The following is a 14596-nucleotide window of genomic DNA, read 5'->3' as shown; positions in this document are numbered from 1 at the left end:
CGAGTGCCCACACAGATTGCATAGGTCAAATTGTTAAAGAGCGTTGACTTGCGAAGCGTTGCTTCGCTCGGTCAGGGCTGCGTATATTACTCGCCTTGCCGATGAAGTCAAGAAGAAATTTTATCTTTTTGTTGATGCCAACCGGCGAAAACAAAACCTCTTTTTGACTCCCCTAACGCGTTGTCGGCGTTAAGTAGGGCGGCATTTTATAGAAATTGTGACCCCCGTCAACACTAAATCACATCTTTTTTATCGAATGTACTCTTTTTGAGCACTTTGCGCGAATAACCAACGAAAACAGCTAAAATGACGCTTTTAATACCTATATTAAGCTTGGTTGAAGGCACAAAAGCGGATGGGTTGCGCTAAAGGATTGACGAAAGACCTGATAGATAAAGAAAAAGCCAGGCACTAGGCCTGGCTTTTCTAGCTTATCTGCAAGAGTAAAGAATTACTCTGCAGCTTCCTCAGCTTTTTGCTCTGGGCGATCAACGAGCTCGATGTAAGCCATAGGGGCTTTATCACCTGAGCGAACACCGCATTTAAGAATGCGAGTGTAACCGCCAGCACGTGAAGCAAAACGTGGGCCGAGTTCATTGAAAAGCTTCGCTACAACTTCGTCGTTACGAGTACGAGCGAATGCAAGACGACGGTTAGCAACACTGTCGTTCTTAGCTAGGGTAATCAACGGTTCAATGACGCGACGCAGCTCTTTTGCCTTAGGCAGAGTTGTTTTGATAACTTCGTGAGTTACCAGCGAGCTAGCCATGTTGCTGAACATCGCTTTACGATGGCTGCTGTTGCGATTGAGTTGACGACCACTCTTACGATGGCGCATGACCTAATCCTTCTAACTAAATAATCAGTATCTGATTAATCTTCAGCGATTGATGCTGGCGGCCAGTTTTCTAGGCGCATGCCTAGAGACAGACCACGTGAAGCCAGCACGTCTTTAATTTCAGTCAAAGACTTCTTACCAAGGTTTGGCGTTTTCAGAAGCTCAACCTCAGTACGCTGTACCAGATCACCGATATAGTGAATCGCTTCTGCTTTCAAACAGTTGGCAGAGCGAACAGTTAGTTCAAGATCGTCTACAGGACGCAGTAGGATCGGATCGAACTCTGGCTTCTCTTCTTTCTCCTCAGGGACGCGCACGTCTCGCAGGTCAACAAACGCATCTAGCTGTTCAGCTAGGATGGTTGCTGCACGGCGAATCGCTTCCTCAGGATCCAGTGTACCGTTAGTTTCCATATCGATAACAAGCTTGTCGAGGTCAGTACGCTGTTCAACACGTGCTGCTTCAACTTTGTAAGCAATACGGTCTACTGGGCTGAACGTTGCATCAACAAGCAAGCGGCCGATTGGACGCTCGTCGTCTTCGCTGTGAATGCGCGCAGACGCTGGTACATAGCCACGACCACGTTCTACCTTGATACGCATGCTAATTTCAGCGTTTGCATCAGTCAGGTGGCAGATAACGTGTTCTGGGTTCGCAATCTCAACACCACCATCATGGGTGATGTCGCCTGCAACAACAGGGCCTGCACCAGACTTGGTCAGAGTAAGGATAACTTCATCTTTACCCTCAACCTTAACGGCTAGGCCTTTAAGGTTAAGTAGGATTTCCAGGATATCTTCCTGAACCCCTTCTTTGGTGCTGTACTCGTGCAGTACGCCGTCAATTTCAACTTCCGTCACCGCACAGCCTGGCATTGATGAAAGTAGGATACGACGTAGCGCATTCCCCAGAGTATGGCCAAAGCCACGCTCTAGAGGTTCAAGAGTTACTTTTGCGTGCGTAGAGCTGACTTGTTCGATATCAACCAGACGCGGCTTAAGAAATTCTGTTACAGAACCCTGCATTATGTCCTCTCTTTAGTTTAGCCTTACTTAGAGTAAAGCTCGACGATCAGGTGTTCGTTGATGTCAGCAGACAAATCAGAACGCTCTGGTAGGCGCTTGAATGTGCCTTCCATCTTCTTGCTGTCTACTTCGATCCAAGTTGGCAGCTCGCGCTGTGCAGCGATTTCTAGTGCTGCTTTGATGCGCGCTTGGTTCTTAGCTTTCTCACGAATGCTAACAACGTCGTTTGCCGAAACCTTGAAAGAAGGTACGTTAACAACTTTGCCGTTAACTAGGATCGCTTTGTGGCTTACCAGCTGGCGAGCTTCGGCGCGAGTTGCACCAAATCCCATGCGGTAAACTACGTTGTCTAGGCGACCTTCAAGAAGCTGAAGCAGGTTTTCACCTGTATTACCTTTAATACGGGCAGCATCTTTGTAGTAGTTACGGAACTGCTTTTCCATTACGCCGTAGATACGACGTACTTTTTGCTTCTCGCGAAGCTGAACGCCATAGTCAGACAGACGGCCGCGACGCTGACCGTGAACGCCTGGGACGTTATCAATTTTACACTTGGTATCAATCGCGCGTACGCCTGACTTAAGGAACAAGTCAGTACCTTCGCGACGGCTAAGCTTCAGCTTAGGACCCAAATATCTTGCCATGATCTTTCTCCAATATTCTAAGAAACAGCACTAAGCGTGATTAAACGCGGCGTTTCTTAGGTGGACGACAACCGTTGTGCGGGATCGGAGTCGCATCAACAATGTTAGTGATGCGGTAGCCCGCCGCGTTCAGGGCACGGATAGTGGATTCGCGACCTGGACCTGGACCTTTAACCATCACTTCGAGGTTTTTCAGGCCGTATTCTTTCGCCATCTCACCACAACGCTCTGCAGCAACCTGTGCAGCATATGGGGTCGACTTACGAGAACCACGGAAACCTGAACCACCGGCAGTAGCCCATGCTAGAGCGTTGCCTTGACGGTCAGTGATCGTAACGATTGTGTTGTTGAAAGACGCATGAATGTGCGCAACGCCATCAGCAACTTGCTTGCGTACGCGTTTACGTGCGCGAGTTGGTTGTTTAGCCATAGTACTTACCTACCCCGATTATTTCTTGATCGGTTTGCGCGGACCCTTACGGGTACGTGCGTTGGTCTTCGTACGCTGGCCACGAAGTGGCAAGCTGCGACGATGACGCAAACCGCGATAACAGCCAAGGTCCATAAGACGCTTGATGTTCATGGAAATTTCACGACGTAGATCGCCTTCTACAGTGTACTTGGCTACACCGTCACGCAACTGGTCGATCTGCTCTTCTGATAGTTCACTGATCTTAGTGCTTTCAGCAATACCCACTTCGGCTAGGATAGCCTGAGAGGTAGTTTTGCCGACACCGTAAATCGCAGTCAGTGCGATTACAGCGTGCTTTTGATCAGGAATGTTAATGCCTGCTATACGGGCCACTATTCACTCCTAGTACTTTTCAAGTAGAACCGCTGCAGAGCCCGTTGAGGATACGCAGCGGCATAACCACTTCTTTTGCACATACAAAAGGTGGGCTGGCTAATGTAGCCAGCCTGACCTCATTTTGCAAGAAAAATATTCTGCTATTAGCCTTGGCGCTGCTTGTGCTTAGGCTCACTGCAGATCACGCGAACGACACCGTTACGCTTGATCACTTTACAGTTACGGCAGATTTTCTTAACGGAAGCACGAACTTTCATTGCTAAACTCCGTAAATAGACAACCTATTAGCGGCCATAGCCTTTAAGGTTGGCTTTTTTCAACACGGACTCATATTGTTGAGACATCAAATGAGTCTGAACTTGAGCCATAAAGTCCATGATTACGACTACTACGATAAGTAGTGATGTACCACCAAAGTAGAAGTGGACATCCCACGCAATCATCATGAACTCGGGGATCAGACAGATAAAGGTAATGTACATGGCGCCCGCGAGGGTCAAACGTGTCATCACTTTATCAATGTATTTAGCAGTCTGCTCACCCGGGCGAATACCAGGTACGAACGCTCCTGACTTCTTCAAGTTATCTGCTGTTTCACGTGGGTTGAACACCAACGCTGTATAGAAAAAGCAGAAGAAGATAATCGCCGCCGCATAAAGTATTACGTAAGCCGGTTGGCCGGGACTTAGTGCCAAAGACACATCGGTCAGCCAGCTTGTCTGATCACCCTTACCAAACCAGTTAGCAAGTGTGCCAGGGAACAAAATAATACTTGATGCAAAGATCGCTGGGATAACCCCTGCCATGTTAATTTTCAGTGGCAAGTGCGTGCTTTGCGCTGCAAAGACACGACGACCTTGTTGGCGCTTCGCATAGTTAACGACGATACGACGTTGACCACGCTCCATGAAGACCACAAAGTAGATTACCGCCAACGCGATAACAGCAATACCTAGCAAGAGAAGCGGAGACATGTCGCCTTGACGCGCTTGCTCTATTGTCTGTCCAATTGCCGGTGGCAGACCTGCGACAATCCCGGTGAAAATAATCAACGAGATACCATTACCAATACCGCGTTCGGTAATTTGTTCACCCAACCACATCAGGAACATGGTGCCTGTGACCAAACTGACTACCGCAGTAAAGTAAAAAGCAGGACCTGGATTAATCACCAGACCTGGCATCATACTTGGTAACCCGGTCGCAATTCCAATTGCTTGGAAGGTTGCCAACACAAGCGTGCCGTAGCGGGTGTACTGGCTTATCTTACGACGGCCAGATTCGCCCTCTTTCTTCAACTCCGCTAACGCGGGGTGAACCACTGACAGTAACTGGACAATGATCGATGCCGAGATGTACGGCATGATCCCCAGTGCCAGTATCGAAGCACGCTCAAGGGCACCACCAGAGAACATGTTTACCAAGTCAATGATGGTCCCTTGTTGCTGTTCGAACAGATCGGCAAGTACAGCAGCGTCAATACCAGGAATTGGCACAAAAGAGCCGGCACGGAATACCAATAATGCCATAGCTACAAAAAGTAGACGGCTTTTCAGCTCCGCGATCCCGCCTTTTGCACTACTGAAGTTTTGTCCTGGTTGTTTTGCCATCTGTACCTCGTCCTCGAGCTAATTATTCCTCGATTTTACCGCCTGCAGCTTCGATTGCCGCTTTAGCGCCTTTAGTGACACGAACACCTTTAACAGTCACAGCGCGAGCGATTTCACCAGACAGTACGATTTTCGCCGTACGGGTGTCTTGTGCAACAACGTTCGCTGCTTTTAGTGACTCTAGGCTTACCACGTCACCTTCAACTTTTGCTAGTTCACTTAGGCGAACTTCAGCAGAAGTTAGGCTCTTGCGCGATGTAAAACCAAATTTTGGCAGACGCTGTTTCAAAGGCATTTGACCGCCTTCGAAACCTGGGCGTACAGAACCACCTGAACGTGATTTCTGACCTTTGTGACCACGGCCACCAGTTTTACCCAGACCTGAACCAATACCACGGCCTACACGCTTAGCAGAAGGCTTTGAGCCTGCAGCCGGAGATAGAGTATTCAAACGCATGTGATTACTCCTCCACTTTAACCATGTAGTTGACTTGATTGATCATACCGCGCACGCACGGAGTATCTTCAAGCTCAACAGTGTGGTTGATGCGACGTAGGCCCAAGCCACGCAGGGTCGCTTTGTGCTTCGGCAAACGGCCGATAGCGCTACGAGTCTGTGTTACTTTAATTGTCTTAGCCATGTCGTATTACCCCAGAATTTCGTTAACAGGCATGCCACGCTTAGCAGCTACCATCTCTGGAGACTTCATACCACCCAGACCATCGATCGTTGCACGAACGATGTTGATTGGGTTGGTAGAACCGTATGCTTTGGCCAGAACGTCTTGAACGCCCGCAACCTCAAGCACAGCACGCATCGCACCACCGGCGATGATACCCGTACCTTCTGATGCTGGCTGCATGTACACTTTAGAACCAGTGTGGCGGCCTTTAACAGCGTGGTGAAGAGTACCTTCATTCAACGCAACAGTAATCATGTTACGGCGCGCTTTTTCCATTGATTTCTGAATCGCTGCTGGTACTTCACGGGCTTTACCGTAACCGAAACCAACGCGACCGTTACCATCACCAACCACAGTCAGGGCGGTGAAGGTAAAGATGCGACCACCTTTAACCGTTTTAGATACACGGTTTACAGCGATCAGCTTTTCATGCAAATCACTTTGTTGTTTATCGTTAGCCATCTTCCACCTACCTTAGAATTTCAGACCAGCTTCACGGGCAGCATCTGCCAGTGCAGCCACACGGCCGTGGTATTGGAAACCGGAACGGTCAAAAGCAACAGCTTCGATGCCTTTTTCCTTCGCACGCTCAGCAATGATTTTACCTACTGCTGCTGCGGCGTCTTTGTTACCGGTGCTCTTAACTTGTTCACGGATCGCTTTTTCTACGGTAGAAGCGGCGGCGATGACTTCCGCGCCGTTACCAGCGATAACCTGTGCGTACACATGACGTGGAGTACGGTGTACCACCAGGCGAGTCGCACCCATTTCCGCGATCTTGCGTCGTGCTTTGGTCGCACGACGGATACGAGATGCTTTCTTATCCATAGTGTTACCTTACTTCTTCTTAGCTTCTTTAGTACGCACAACTTCGTCAGAGTAACGAACGCCTTTGCCTTTGTAAGGCTCTGGCTTGCGGTATGCGCGGATTTCAGCAGCGACCTGGCCAACCGCTTGTTTATCAGCACCGCTGATAACAATTTCAGTTTGGCTTGGGCACTCTGCCTTAATACCCTCAGGTAGAACGTGTTCTACTGGGTGAGAGAAGCCAAGTGTCAGGTTAAGTTTGTTACCCGCAACAGTTGCACGGTAACCAACACCCTTCAGGATTAGCTTCTTGGTAAAGCCTTCTGTCACACCAACAACCATGCTGTTAACCAGTGCGCGAGCAGTACCAGCATGAGCCCATGCTTTAGCGTGCTCTACACTTGGTGCAAAGGTAATGGTGTTGTCTTCTTGGTTTACTGCCACCATATCGTGAAGCGTACGGCTTAGTTCGCCTTTGCTTCCTTTTACAGTGATGTCCTGACCGTTAAGTTTCACCTCTACGCCGGCAGGAACTACGACAGGTGCTTTTGCAACACGAGACATTTCCTACTCCTTATTACGCTACGTAGCAGATGATTTCACCGCCCAGACCCGCTTTGCGAGCTGCGCGATCGGTCATCAAACCTTTCGAAGTTGAAACAACTGCAATACCAAGGCCACCCATCACAGAAGGAAGCTCATCTTTCTTTTTGTAGATGCGCAGACCTGGACGGCTAACACGTTGGATTTGCTCGATAACTGGTTTAGATTCGAAGTATTTCAACGTCACTTCCAGTTCAGGCTTAGCTTCGCCACTTACAGCGTACTCAGCCACGTAACCTTCTGCTTTTAGTAGCTCAGCAATTGCCACTTTCAGCTTTGACGAAGGCATTTTTACAGCAACTTTTTTTGCTGCCTGACCGTTGCGAAGGCGGGTCAGCATATCCGAGATCGGATCTTGCATGCTCATAAGTCTTTACTCCCGTGATTCAATTACCAGCTTGCCTTACGCAGACCCGGAATCTCGCCTTTCATGCAAGCTTCACGAACCTTGATTCGGCTTAGGCCGAATTTGCGTAGGTAGCCATGTGGACGACCAGTCTGGTTACAGCGGTTACGCTGACGAGACTTCGCAGAATCACGTGGTAGCGACTGAAGCTTCAGGACTGCGTCCCAACGCTCTTCGTCTGACGTGTTTACATTCTTGATGATCGCACGCAGGTTATCACGCTTTTCAGCGTAACGGGCTGCGAGCTTCGCACGCTTTACATCACGTGCTTTCATGGATTTTTTAGCCATAACAGTAACCCTTCACCTTACTTACGGAATGGGAAGTTAAAGGCAGCCAGCAGAGCTCGACCTTCCTCATCAGTACCTGCAGTGGTAGTGATAGTAATATCAAGACCACGGATACGATCGACTTTATCGTAGTCAATCTCAGGGAAGATGATTTGCTCGCGAACGCCCATGCTGTAGTTACCGCGACCGTCGAACGCTTTCGGGTTCAGACCACGGAAGTCACGGATACGAGGAACTGCGATTGCGATTAGACGCTCAAAGAAGTCCCACATACGCTCGCCACGTAGGGTTACTTTACAACCAATCGGGTAGCCCTCACGGATCTTAAAGCCTGCAACTGACTTACGTGCTTTGGTGATCAGCGGCTTTTGACCAGCGATAGCGGTCATATCAGCAGCTGCATTTTCAAGCAGTTTTTTGTCGTTCAGAGCTTCGCCCACACCCATATTAAGGGTGATCTTTTCGATCCTTGGGACTTGCATGATGCTCTTGTAGCCAAATTGCTTAGAAAGCTCAGCTACAACGGTCTCTTTGTAGTAATCATGCAGTTTCGCCATTGTACTACTCCAGAATTACTTAATAGTTTCGCCAGTCGATTTGAAAAAACGTACTTTTTTGCCGTCTTCAAATCGGAAGCCTACACGGTCACCTTTACCAGCTGCTGCGTTAAAGATTGCCACGTTTGAAACGTCAATAGCGGCTTCTTTTTCTACGATGCCACCTTGAACGCCCAGAGCCGGTACAGGCTTCTGGTGTTTCTTAACGAGGTTAATACCTTCAACGATAACTTTACCGGTCGGTAGAACCTTAGATACTTTACCTTTCTTGCCTTTGTCTTTACCGACAAGAACGATAACTTCGTCGTTACGACGGATTTTAGCTGCCATGAGATCGCTCCTTACAGAACTTCAGGCGCCAGAGACACAATCTTCATGAACTTTTCAGTACGAAGTTCGCGTGTCACAGGGCCAAAGATACGTGTGCCGACTGGTTGCTCGTTCGTGTTGTTCAACAACACGCAAGCATTACGGTCGAAGCGAATGACAGAGCCGTCTGGACGACGTACGCCTTTACGGGTGCGAACTACCACCGCCTTAAGCACATCACCTTTTTTCACTTTACCGCGTGGAATTGCTTCCTTAACGGTAACTTTGATGATGTCGCCAACATGGGCGTAACGACGGTGAGAGCCACCCAGAACCTTAATACACATTACACTGCGAGCGCCGGAGTTATCGGCTGCGTCCAGCATACTTTGCATTTGGATCATTGTTAGTGCTCCGCTGTTATTACATCTAGACCCATCTCGGGTCGGGCTGCCTTATTACAAGGGCGGCGAATAATAACACTATTTTGACCGGATGGGTAGATAAAAAAATAAACGGCCCCCCAAATGAGAGCCGTTTGACTTATATTGTTTGAAAAATCGCTTAGATGCGCGCTTTTTCAACAACGCGAACCAATGTCCAAGACTTAGTCTTAGAGATTGGACGACACTCACGAACTTCTACAGTGTCACCTTGGTTACACTCGTTAGATTCATCGTGAACGTGCAGCTTGGTCGTGCGCTTGATGTACTTACCGTAGATAGGGTGTTTCACAAAACGCTCGATAGCAACAACGATAGTCTTATCGCCTTTGTCGCTGACAACGCGACCTTGCTGAGTGCGGATGTTCTCGCTCATTATGCGCTAGCCTTCTCAGTCAATACGGTTTTAACACGTGCGATATCGCGACGAACAGCTTTAAGAGTGTGAGTTTGCTGAAGCTGGCCAGTAGCCGCTTGCATGCGCAGGTTAAACTGCTCACGCAGCAGACCCATCAGCTCTTCGTTCAGCTGCTCAACAGTCTTTTCACGTAGTTCTTGTGCTTTCATCACATCACCGCCTTAGTTACGAAAGTGGTTTTGATCGGTAGCTTACGTGAAGCCAGTTCAAACGCTTCGCGAGCCAGTGATTCAGGAACACCATCCATTTCGTACAGGACTTTACCTGGTTGGATTTGGGCAACCCAGTAATCTACTGAACCTTTACCCTTACCCATACGAACTTCCAACGGCTTACCAGTAATTGGTTTGTCTGGGAAGATACGGATCCAGATTTGACCCTGACGTTTAATGTGACGAGTCATCGCACGACGAGCCGCCTCAATTTGACGCGCAGTGATACGACCGCGACCAACAGCTTTCAGGCCATAGGTACCGAAGCTTACGTCAGTACCGTGCGCCAGACCGCGGTTACGACCTTTAAAAGTCTTGCGGAACTTAGTACGTTTTGGTTGAAGCATCGATAGACTCCTTACTTACGGCCTTTACGCTGCTTCTTCGGCTTGTCAGCCTTTTGCTCCACTTCAGCCATTCCGCCTAGAACTTCACCTTTGAAGATCCAGGTTTTAATGCCGATAACACCGTAAGTGGTGTGAGCAGAAGAAGTTGCGTAATCAATGTCAGCACGAAGTGTGTGCAGTGGCACACGGCCTTCACGGTACCACTCGGTACGAGCAATTTCAGCACCGCCTAGACGGCCGCTTACTTCTACTTTGATACCTTTGGCACCTAGACGCATTGCGTTTTGTACCGCGCGCTTCATCGCACGACGGAACATAACACGGCGCTCTAGCTGAGAAGCGATGCTGTCGCCAACAAGTTGTGCGTCCAGCTCTGGCTTACGTACTTCAGCGATGTTGATTTGCGCTGGTACACCGGCTAGTTTCGCAACATGTGCGCGTAGCTTCTCAACGTCTTCGCCTTTCTTACCGATAACCACACCAGGGCGTGCAGTGTGAATGGTCACACGGATGCTCTTGGCAGGGCGCTCGATAACGATGCGAGATACTGACGCTTTTTTCAGTTCGTTAGTCAAGAACTGACGTACCTTAAAGTCGCCGTCTAGGTTGTCAGCGAAATCTTGGTTATTAGCAAACCAAGTGGAATTCCAAGGCTTTACGATGCCTAGACGAATACCATTAGGATGTACTTTTTGACCCATTGCTTTATCTCCTCGTCTCTTAGCGGTCTGCTACAACAACAGTGATGTGGCTAGAACGCTTCAAGATGCGATCGGCACGGCCTTTTGCACGAGGCATAATACGCTTCATGATTGGGCCTTCATCAACGAAGACTTTGGCGACGCTTAGATCGTCGATATCCGCACCTTCGTTATGCTCGGCGTTTGCAATAGCAGATTCCAACACTTTCTTAACCAGATCAGCCGCTTTTTTGTTGCTGAAAGTCAGAATTTCTAGTGCTTGTGCTACGTCTTTACCGCGCACTTGATCCGCAACCAAACGTGCTTTTTGAGGCGAGATACGAGCAAAGCGATGTTTAGCAATAGCTTCCATTTCTTACCCCTTAACGCTTCTTAGCTTTCTTATCAGCAGCGTGGCCGCGATAAGTACGTGTTGGTGCAAACTCGCCCAGCTTGTGACCGATCATTTCTTCAGAAACGAAAACGGGTACATGCTGACGACCATTATGGACAGCGATGGTCAATCCGATCATCTGTGGGATGATCATTGAACGACGGGACCAAGTCTTTAAAGGCTTCTTGTCACCGCTTTCCACCGCTTTCTCTACCTTCTTCAGCAAGTGCAGGTCAATAAAAGGACCTTTCTTGAGAGAACGTGGCATGGCTTATCCTCTGATAATAATTACTTGTTACGACGACGTACGATGTACTTGTCGGTACGTTTGTTCTTACGGGTCTTGAAGCCTTTAGTTGGCATACCCCAAGGTGATACTGGGTGACGACCACCTGAGGTACGGCCTTCACCACCACCGTGTGGGTGGTCAACTGGGTTCATTGCAACACCACGTACGCTTGGACGTACGCCTTTCCAGCGTGACGCACCGGCTTTACCCAGTTCGCGTAGCATGTGCTCTGAATTACCCACTTCGCCTAGGGTCGCACGACCTTCAGCAAGAACTTTACGCATTTCACCGCTGCGCAGGCGGAGTGTGACATATGCACCGTCACGAGCAACGATCTGAGCATAAGCACCCGCAGAACGTGCAAGCTGAGCGCCTTTACCAGGTTTCAGCTCGATGTTGTGGATAGTAGAACCCACTGGGATGTTACGCATTGGCAGGGTGTTACCTACCTTGATAGCTGCATCTGCACCAGATTGGATCTGATCACCGGCTTTTAGGCCTTTAGGTGCAATGATGTAACGACGTTCACCATCCGCATAAAGTACAAGCGCGATGTTTGCACTGCGGTTTGGATCGTATTCAAGACGCTCAACTTTCGCTGGGATACCGTCTTTAGTACGTTTGAAGTCAATTACACGGTAATGATGTTTGTGACCACCACCGATATGACGCACTGTGATTCGACCGTTGTTATTACGACCACCAGACTTAGAGTTTTTCTCTAGTAGTGGTGCGTATGGCTTGCCCTTATAAAGATCTGGGTTAACCACTTTAACAAGGTGACGACGACCCGGTGAAGTCGGCTTACATTTGATAATAGCCATTTGCTGTTACTCCTCCGTCTTACTCTGCGCCGCCAACGAAGTCGATGTCCTGACCTTCTTTCAAGATAACGTACGCTTTTTTCCAATCGCTACGGCGACCTTCGCGCATACCTTGACGTTTGGTCTTACCCTTAACTACCAGGGTACGAACAGACTTAACTTCAACTTCGAACAGTTTTTCAACTGCCGCTTTGATCTCTTTCTTAGTTGCTTCTTTAGCTACTTTAAACACGATAGTGTTCGCGCTTTCAGCAGCCATAGTTGCTTTTTCAGAGATGTGCGGAGCACGCAGAACTTTTAGGATACGCTCTTCAGTGATCATGCCAGCATCTCCTCAACTTGTTTAACTGCTTCAGCAGTCATCACGACTTTGTCGAAAGCGATCAAGCTAACTGGGTCGATGGTACCTGCATCGCGTACGTCAACCTTGTACAGGTTACGTGCAGCAAGGAACAGATTCTCATCAACTTCTGCAGTTACGATCAGAGCGTCGTTCAGCTCAAGCTCTTTCAGCTTAGCGACAAGCTCTTTAGTTTTTGGTGCTTCAACAGAGAAGTTATCAACAACGATCAAACGCTCTTGACGAACTAGCTCTGACAGAATGCTCTTCAGAGCACCACGGTACATCTTTTTGTTAACTTTCTGGCTGTGGTCCTGAGGACGAGCTGCGAAAGTGACACCACCGCTGCGCCAGATTGGGCTGCGGATTGTACCTGCACGGGCGCGACCAGTACCCTTCTGACGCCATGGCTTAGCACCGCCACCAGATACGTCTGAACGAGTTTTCTGAGCGCGAGTACCTTGACGGGCACCAGCTGCGTATGCAACGACTACCTGGTGAACCAGGGCTTCGTTGAATTCACGCCCGAAGGTAGTTTCGGAAACAGTTAGCGCGTCGGCGCCTTTGACTACCAATTCCATTACTATCTCCTCGACGTTACGCTTTAACGGCTGGTTTAACGATCACGTTGCCACCTGTAGCACCTGGGACTGCACCTTTGATAAGAAGCAGATTGCGCTCAGTGTCAACACGTACGATCTCTAGGTTTTGAGTCGTTACACGCTCAGCACCCATGTGACCTGCCATTTTTTTGCCTTTGAATACGCGACCTGGAGTCTGACATTGACCGATAGAACCAGGAGCACGGTGAGACAAAGAGTTACCGTGGCTCATGTCTTGAGTACGGAAGTTCCAACGCTTAACGCCGCCTTGGAAGCCCTTACCTTTTGACGTGCCAGTAACGTCTACTTTTTTGATTTCAGCGAATAGATCAACGTTTAGCTCAGCGCCAACTTCGAACTCTTCACCATTTTCCAGACGGAATTCCCACAGACCGCGGCCCGCTTCAACACCTGCTTTCGCAAAGTGGCCAGCTTGTGCCTTGTTTACACGGTTTGCTTTCTTCGCGCCTGTAGTAACTTGAATTGCGGCATAACCGTCAACTTCAGGCTTACGCACCTGAGCAACACGGTTCGCTTCAACTTCAACTACGGTTACCGGAATAGATACGCCATCTTCGTTGAAGATACGAGTCATACCGACTTTACGACCGACTAGACCAATCATTATCTACTCCCCCTTAGCCCAGGCTGATTTGAACATCAACGCCCGCAGCAAGGTCAAGACGCATCAGAGCGTCAACAGTCTTGTCTGTTGGCTCAACGATGTCGATCAGACGTTTGTGAGTACGAATCTCGTACTGGTCACGTGCGTCTTTGTTTACGTGCGGAGAAATAAGAACGGTGAAGCGCTCTTTACGAGTAGGTAGAGGGATTGGACCCTTAACCTGTGCGCCAGTGCGCTTAGCGGTTTCAACGATTTCCGCGGTAGACTGATCGATCAAGCGATGATCGAACGCCTTTAGGCGGATACGGATACGTTGGTTCTGCATGAGACAGAGCTCCAAATTCAAAAATTTTTACACAAACAATATCGCCATTCTGCCTCACTAGAGCGAGGGAATGCCGATTAATTTATGTGAAACCGTAGTGCCAAAATTAGGCACATTGTCAGCCATTATATTATGACTGCGAACATAAGCGGAGTATACATTAAACGAACAGTTTACTGTTCCATTCCTCGATGCTCATTGGTTCACAACTGCGTCGGAAGTCCGAAGACTTAAGCAGTGCGCAGCATTATACCGATGCCGCACCCTATTGCAAGTCTTGGTTAAAAAATAAGCCCAAACAAAAACGCACCCATGGGGTGCGTCAGACTGCTGACAAAGGTCTAGCTTTCGAGCTAGACCTTTGATCTAATAGGAGTGTCGCAATAGGGATGCTCCGGTATGCTTCAAGAACCTTCTCCACACCAATATGAACTTGAAATGGTGACGATGGAACAACTTGTTCCCAAAGACCATCTTGTTCGTAAAATCGACCGTGCCATCGACTTCGAGTTTATTC

28 protein-coding genes are annotated in these 14596 nt (G+C 48.7%); all 28 read right to left on the bottom strand.

Annotated elements, in window-relative coordinates:
* Positions 1-451: 451 nt before the first annotated feature.
* Positions 452-838: a 50S ribosomal protein L17 gene (gene rplQ, locus BZJ18_RS15665; RefSeq protein WP_069590805.1), complete on the bottom strand. Its 387-nt coding sequence runs from the start codon at positions 836-838 to the stop codon at positions 452-454.
* 35 nt (positions 839-873) lie between these two features.
* Positions 874-1863, bottom strand: a complete 990-nt coding sequence (locus tag BZJ18_RS15660) for a DNA-directed RNA polymerase subunit alpha (RefSeq protein ID WP_069590802.1) — start codon at positions 1861-1863, stop codon at positions 874-876.
* Between the two features lie 23 nt (positions 1864-1886).
* Positions 1887-2507, bottom strand: coding sequence for a 30S ribosomal protein S4 (gene rpsD / locus BZJ18_RS15655; RefSeq protein ID WP_069590800.1), 621 nt, complete (start codon positions 2505-2507; stop codon positions 1887-1889).
* Positions 2508-2547: 40 nt separating this feature from the next.
* Positions 2548-2937 carry a 30S ribosomal protein S11 gene (gene rpsK / locus BZJ18_RS15650; RefSeq protein ID WP_077458138.1) on the bottom strand — a complete coding sequence of 130 codons (390 nt, stop codon included), beginning with the start codon at positions 2935-2937 and terminating at the stop codon, positions 2548-2550.
* Between the two features lie 18 nt (positions 2938-2955).
* A complete protein-coding gene (gene rpsM, locus BZJ18_RS15645; protein WP_077458135.1) occupies positions 2956-3312 on the bottom strand; it encodes a 30S ribosomal protein S13 in 357 nt (118 codons plus the stop codon).
* A 146-nt stretch (positions 3313-3458) separates the two neighbouring features.
* Complete coding sequence (gene rpmJ, locus BZJ18_RS15640) at positions 3459-3572, bottom strand: 50S ribosomal protein L36 (protein ID WP_000868186.1); 114 nt, start codon at positions 3570-3572, stop codon at positions 3459-3461.
* A 27-nt stretch (positions 3573-3599) separates the two neighbouring features.
* Positions 3600-4925, bottom strand: a complete 1326-nt coding sequence (gene secY / locus BZJ18_RS15635) for a preprotein translocase subunit SecY (RefSeq protein WP_069590794.1) — start codon at positions 4923-4925, stop codon at positions 3600-3602.
* Between the two features lie 22 nt (positions 4926-4947).
* Entirely contained in the window at positions 4948-5382 is a 435-nt protein-coding gene (rplO, locus tag BZJ18_RS15630) for a 50S ribosomal protein L15 (protein WP_077458133.1), read from the bottom strand.
* A 4-nt stretch (positions 5383-5386) separates the two neighbouring features.
* The gene (gene rpmD / locus BZJ18_RS15625) at positions 5387-5566 is read right to left on the bottom strand and encodes a 50S ribosomal protein L30 (protein WP_069590791.1); all 180 of its coding nucleotides are present in this window, start codon (positions 5564-5566) and stop codon (positions 5387-5389) included.
* 6 nt (positions 5567-5572) lie between these two features.
* On the bottom strand, positions 5573-6070 hold the full coding sequence (gene rpsE / locus BZJ18_RS15620) for a 30S ribosomal protein S5 (RefSeq protein WP_077458131.1): 498 nt from the start codon (positions 6068-6070) through the stop codon (positions 5573-5575).
* Positions 6071-6082: 12 nt separating this feature from the next.
* A complete protein-coding gene (rplR, locus tag BZJ18_RS15615) occupies positions 6083-6436 on the bottom strand; it encodes a 50S ribosomal protein L18 (RefSeq protein WP_021024479.1) in 354 nt (117 codons plus the stop codon).
* 9 nt (positions 6437-6445) lie between these two features.
* Entirely contained in the window at positions 6446-6979 is a 534-nt protein-coding gene (gene rplF, locus BZJ18_RS15610) for a 50S ribosomal protein L6 (RefSeq protein ID WP_077458129.1), read from the bottom strand.
* A gap of 13 nt (positions 6980-6992) precedes the next feature.
* Positions 6993-7385: a 30S ribosomal protein S8 gene (rpsH, locus tag BZJ18_RS15605; protein ID WP_077458127.1), complete on the bottom strand. Its 393-nt coding sequence runs from the start codon at positions 7383-7385 to the stop codon at positions 6993-6995.
* A 23-nt stretch (positions 7386-7408) separates the two neighbouring features.
* Positions 7409-7714, bottom strand: coding sequence for a 30S ribosomal protein S14 (gene rpsN / locus BZJ18_RS15600; RefSeq protein WP_069590785.1), 306 nt, complete (start codon positions 7712-7714; stop codon positions 7409-7411).
* Positions 7715-7731: 17 nt separating this feature from the next.
* Positions 7732-8271, bottom strand: a complete 540-nt coding sequence (gene rplE / locus BZJ18_RS15595) for a 50S ribosomal protein L5 (RefSeq protein ID WP_077458125.1) — start codon at positions 8269-8271, stop codon at positions 7732-7734.
* A gap of 15 nt (positions 8272-8286) precedes the next feature.
* Positions 8287-8601 (bottom strand): 50S ribosomal protein L24, encoded by a 315-nt coding sequence (gene rplX / locus BZJ18_RS15590; protein ID WP_069590772.1) that lies wholly within the window; start codon positions 8599-8601, stop codon positions 8287-8289.
* Between the two features lie 11 nt (positions 8602-8612).
* Positions 8613-8984 (bottom strand): 50S ribosomal protein L14, encoded by a 372-nt coding sequence (gene rplN / locus BZJ18_RS15585; RefSeq protein WP_069590770.1) that lies wholly within the window; start codon positions 8982-8984, stop codon positions 8613-8615.
* A gap of 160 nt (positions 8985-9144) precedes the next feature.
* A complete protein-coding gene (rpsQ, locus tag BZJ18_RS15580; protein ID WP_069590768.1) occupies positions 9145-9399 on the bottom strand; it encodes a 30S ribosomal protein S17 in 255 nt (84 codons plus the stop codon).
* A complete protein-coding gene (rpmC, locus tag BZJ18_RS15575) occupies positions 9399-9590 on the bottom strand; it encodes a 50S ribosomal protein L29 (protein WP_069590766.1) in 192 nt (63 codons plus the stop codon). Before rpmC ends, rpsQ begins: the two co-directional genes overlap by 1 nt.
* The gene (gene rplP / locus BZJ18_RS15570) at positions 9590-10000 is read right to left on the bottom strand and encodes a 50S ribosomal protein L16 (RefSeq protein WP_069590764.1); all 411 of its coding nucleotides are present in this window, start codon (positions 9998-10000) and stop codon (positions 9590-9592) included. The genes rpmC and rplP overlap by 1 nt, the downstream gene beginning before the upstream one ends.
* A gap of 11 nt (positions 10001-10011) precedes the next feature.
* Positions 10012-10701 (bottom strand): 30S ribosomal protein S3, encoded by a 690-nt coding sequence (gene rpsC, locus BZJ18_RS15565; RefSeq protein ID WP_069590761.1) that lies wholly within the window; start codon positions 10699-10701, stop codon positions 10012-10014.
* 19 nt (positions 10702-10720) lie between these two features.
* A complete protein-coding gene (rplV, locus tag BZJ18_RS15560; RefSeq protein WP_069590759.1) occupies positions 10721-11053 on the bottom strand; it encodes a 50S ribosomal protein L22 in 333 nt (110 codons plus the stop codon).
* Between the two features lie 10 nt (positions 11054-11063).
* On the bottom strand, positions 11064-11342 hold the full coding sequence (gene rpsS, locus BZJ18_RS15555) for a 30S ribosomal protein S19 (protein WP_021024467.1): 279 nt from the start codon (positions 11340-11342) through the stop codon (positions 11064-11066).
* A 20-nt stretch (positions 11343-11362) separates the two neighbouring features.
* Entirely contained in the window at positions 11363-12187 is an 825-nt protein-coding gene (rplB, locus tag BZJ18_RS15550; protein WP_069590757.1) for a 50S ribosomal protein L2, read from the bottom strand.
* 19 nt (positions 12188-12206) lie between these two features.
* Positions 12207-12509, bottom strand: coding sequence for a 50S ribosomal protein L23 (gene rplW, locus BZJ18_RS15545; protein WP_069590756.1), 303 nt, complete (start codon positions 12507-12509; stop codon positions 12207-12209).
* Positions 12506-13108 (bottom strand): 50S ribosomal protein L4, encoded by a 603-nt coding sequence (gene rplD, locus BZJ18_RS15540; RefSeq protein WP_069590755.1) that lies wholly within the window; start codon positions 13106-13108, stop codon positions 12506-12508. Before rplD ends, rplW begins: the two co-directional genes overlap by 4 nt.
* A gap of 16 nt (positions 13109-13124) precedes the next feature.
* A complete protein-coding gene (gene rplC / locus BZJ18_RS15535; protein WP_069590754.1) occupies positions 13125-13754 on the bottom strand; it encodes a 50S ribosomal protein L3 in 630 nt (209 codons plus the stop codon).
* A gap of 13 nt (positions 13755-13767) precedes the next feature.
* A complete protein-coding gene (gene rpsJ / locus BZJ18_RS15530) occupies positions 13768-14079 on the bottom strand; it encodes a 30S ribosomal protein S10 (protein ID WP_002541412.1) in 312 nt (103 codons plus the stop codon).
* Between the last annotated feature and the right edge of the window lie 517 nt (positions 14080-14596).

The sequence above is a fragment of the Salinivibrio sp. IB872 genome, assembly GCF_001995345.1.
Lineage (GTDB): Bacteria > Pseudomonadota > Gammaproteobacteria > Enterobacterales > Vibrionaceae > Salinivibrio > Salinivibrio proteolyticus.
The sequence above is the reverse complement of the archived record's forward strand: the minus strand, read 5'-3'. Positions and strand labels throughout refer to the sequence as shown.

Coding starts and splice junctions, on each gene's coding strand:
- rplQ (WP_069590805.1), bottom strand. CDS start 838: ATGCGCCATCGTAAGAGTGGTCGTCAACTCAATCGCAACAGCAGCCAT.
- BZJ18_RS15660 (WP_069590802.1), bottom strand. CDS start 1,863: ATGCAGGGTTCTGTAACAGAATTTCTTAAGCCGCGTCTGGTTGATATC.
- rpsD (WP_069590800.1), bottom strand. CDS start 2,507: ATGGCAAGATATTTGGGTCCTAAGCTGAAGCTTAGCCGTCGCGAAGGT.
- rpsK (WP_077458138.1), bottom strand. CDS start 2,937: ATGGCTAAACAACCAACTCGCGCACGTAAACGCGTACGCAAGCAAGTT.
- rpmJ (WP_000868186.1), bottom strand. CDS start 3,572: ATGAAAGTTCGTGCTTCCGTTAAGAAAATCTGCCGTAACTGTAAAGTG.
- secY (WP_069590794.1), bottom strand. CDS start 4,925: ATGGCAAAACAACCAGGACAAAACTTCAGTAGTGCAAAAGGCGGGATC.
- rplO (WP_077458133.1), bottom strand. CDS start 5,382: ATGCGTTTGAATACTCTATCTCCGGCTGCAGGCTCAAAGCCTTCTGCT.
- rpmD (WP_069590791.1), bottom strand. CDS start 5,566: ATGGCTAAGACAATTAAAGTAACACAGACTCGTAGCGCTATCGGCCGT.
- rpsE (WP_077458131.1), bottom strand. CDS start 6,070: ATGGCTAACGATAAACAACAAAGTGATTTGCATGAAAAGCTGATCGCT.
- rplR (WP_021024479.1), bottom strand. CDS start 6,436: ATGGATAAGAAAGCATCTCGTATCCGTCGTGCGACCAAAGCACGACGC.
- rplF (WP_077458129.1), bottom strand. CDS start 6,979: ATGTCTCGTGTTGCAAAAGCACCTGTCGTAGTTCCTGCCGGCGTAGAG.
- rpsH (WP_077458127.1), bottom strand. CDS start 7,385: ATGAGCATGCAAGATCCGATCTCGGATATGCTGACCCGCCTTCGCAAC.
- rpsN (WP_069590785.1), bottom strand. CDS start 7,714: ATGGCTAAAAAATCCATGAAAGCACGTGATGTAAAGCGTGCGAAGCTC.
- rplE (WP_077458125.1), bottom strand. CDS start 8,271: ATGGCGAAACTGCATGATTACTACAAAGAGACCGTTGTAGCTGAGCTT.
- rplX (WP_069590772.1), bottom strand. CDS start 8,601: ATGGCAGCTAAAATCCGTCGTAACGACGAAGTTATCGTTCTTGTCGGT.
- rplN (WP_069590770.1), bottom strand. CDS start 8,984: ATGATCCAAATGCAAAGTATGCTGGACGCAGCCGATAACTCCGGCGCT.
- rpsQ (WP_069590768.1), bottom strand. CDS start 9,399: ATGAGCGAGAACATCCGCACTCAGCAAGGTCGCGTTGTCAGCGACAAA.
- rpmC (WP_069590766.1), bottom strand. CDS start 9,590: ATGAAAGCACAAGAACTACGTGAAAAGACTGTTGAGCAGCTGAACGAA.
- rplP (WP_069590764.1), bottom strand. CDS start 10,000: ATGCTTCAACCAAAACGTACTAAGTTCCGCAAGACTTTTAAAGGTCGT.
- rpsC (WP_069590761.1), bottom strand. CDS start 10,701: ATGGGTCAAAAAGTACATCCTAATGGTATTCGTCTAGGCATCGTAAAG.
- rplV (WP_069590759.1), bottom strand. CDS start 11,053: ATGGAAGCTATTGCTAAACATCGCTTTGCTCGTATCTCGCCTCAAAAA.
- rpsS (WP_021024467.1), bottom strand. CDS start 11,342: ATGCCACGTTCTCTCAAGAAAGGTCCTTTTATTGACCTGCACTTGCTG.
- rplB (WP_069590757.1), bottom strand. CDS start 12,187: ATGGCTATTATCAAATGTAAGCCGACTTCACCGGGTCGTCGTCACCTT.
- rplW (WP_069590756.1), bottom strand. CDS start 12,509: ATGATCACTGAAGAGCGTATCCTAAAAGTTCTGCGTGCTCCGCACATC.
- rplD (WP_069590755.1), bottom strand. CDS start 13,108: ATGGAATTGGTAGTCAAAGGCGCCGACGCGCTAACTGTTTCCGAAACT.
- rplC (WP_069590754.1), bottom strand. CDS start 13,754: ATGATTGGTCTAGTCGGTCGTAAAGTCGGTATGACTCGTATCTTCAAC.
- rpsJ (WP_002541412.1), bottom strand. CDS start 14,079: ATGCAGAACCAACGTATCCGTATCCGCCTAAAGGCGTTCGATCATCGC.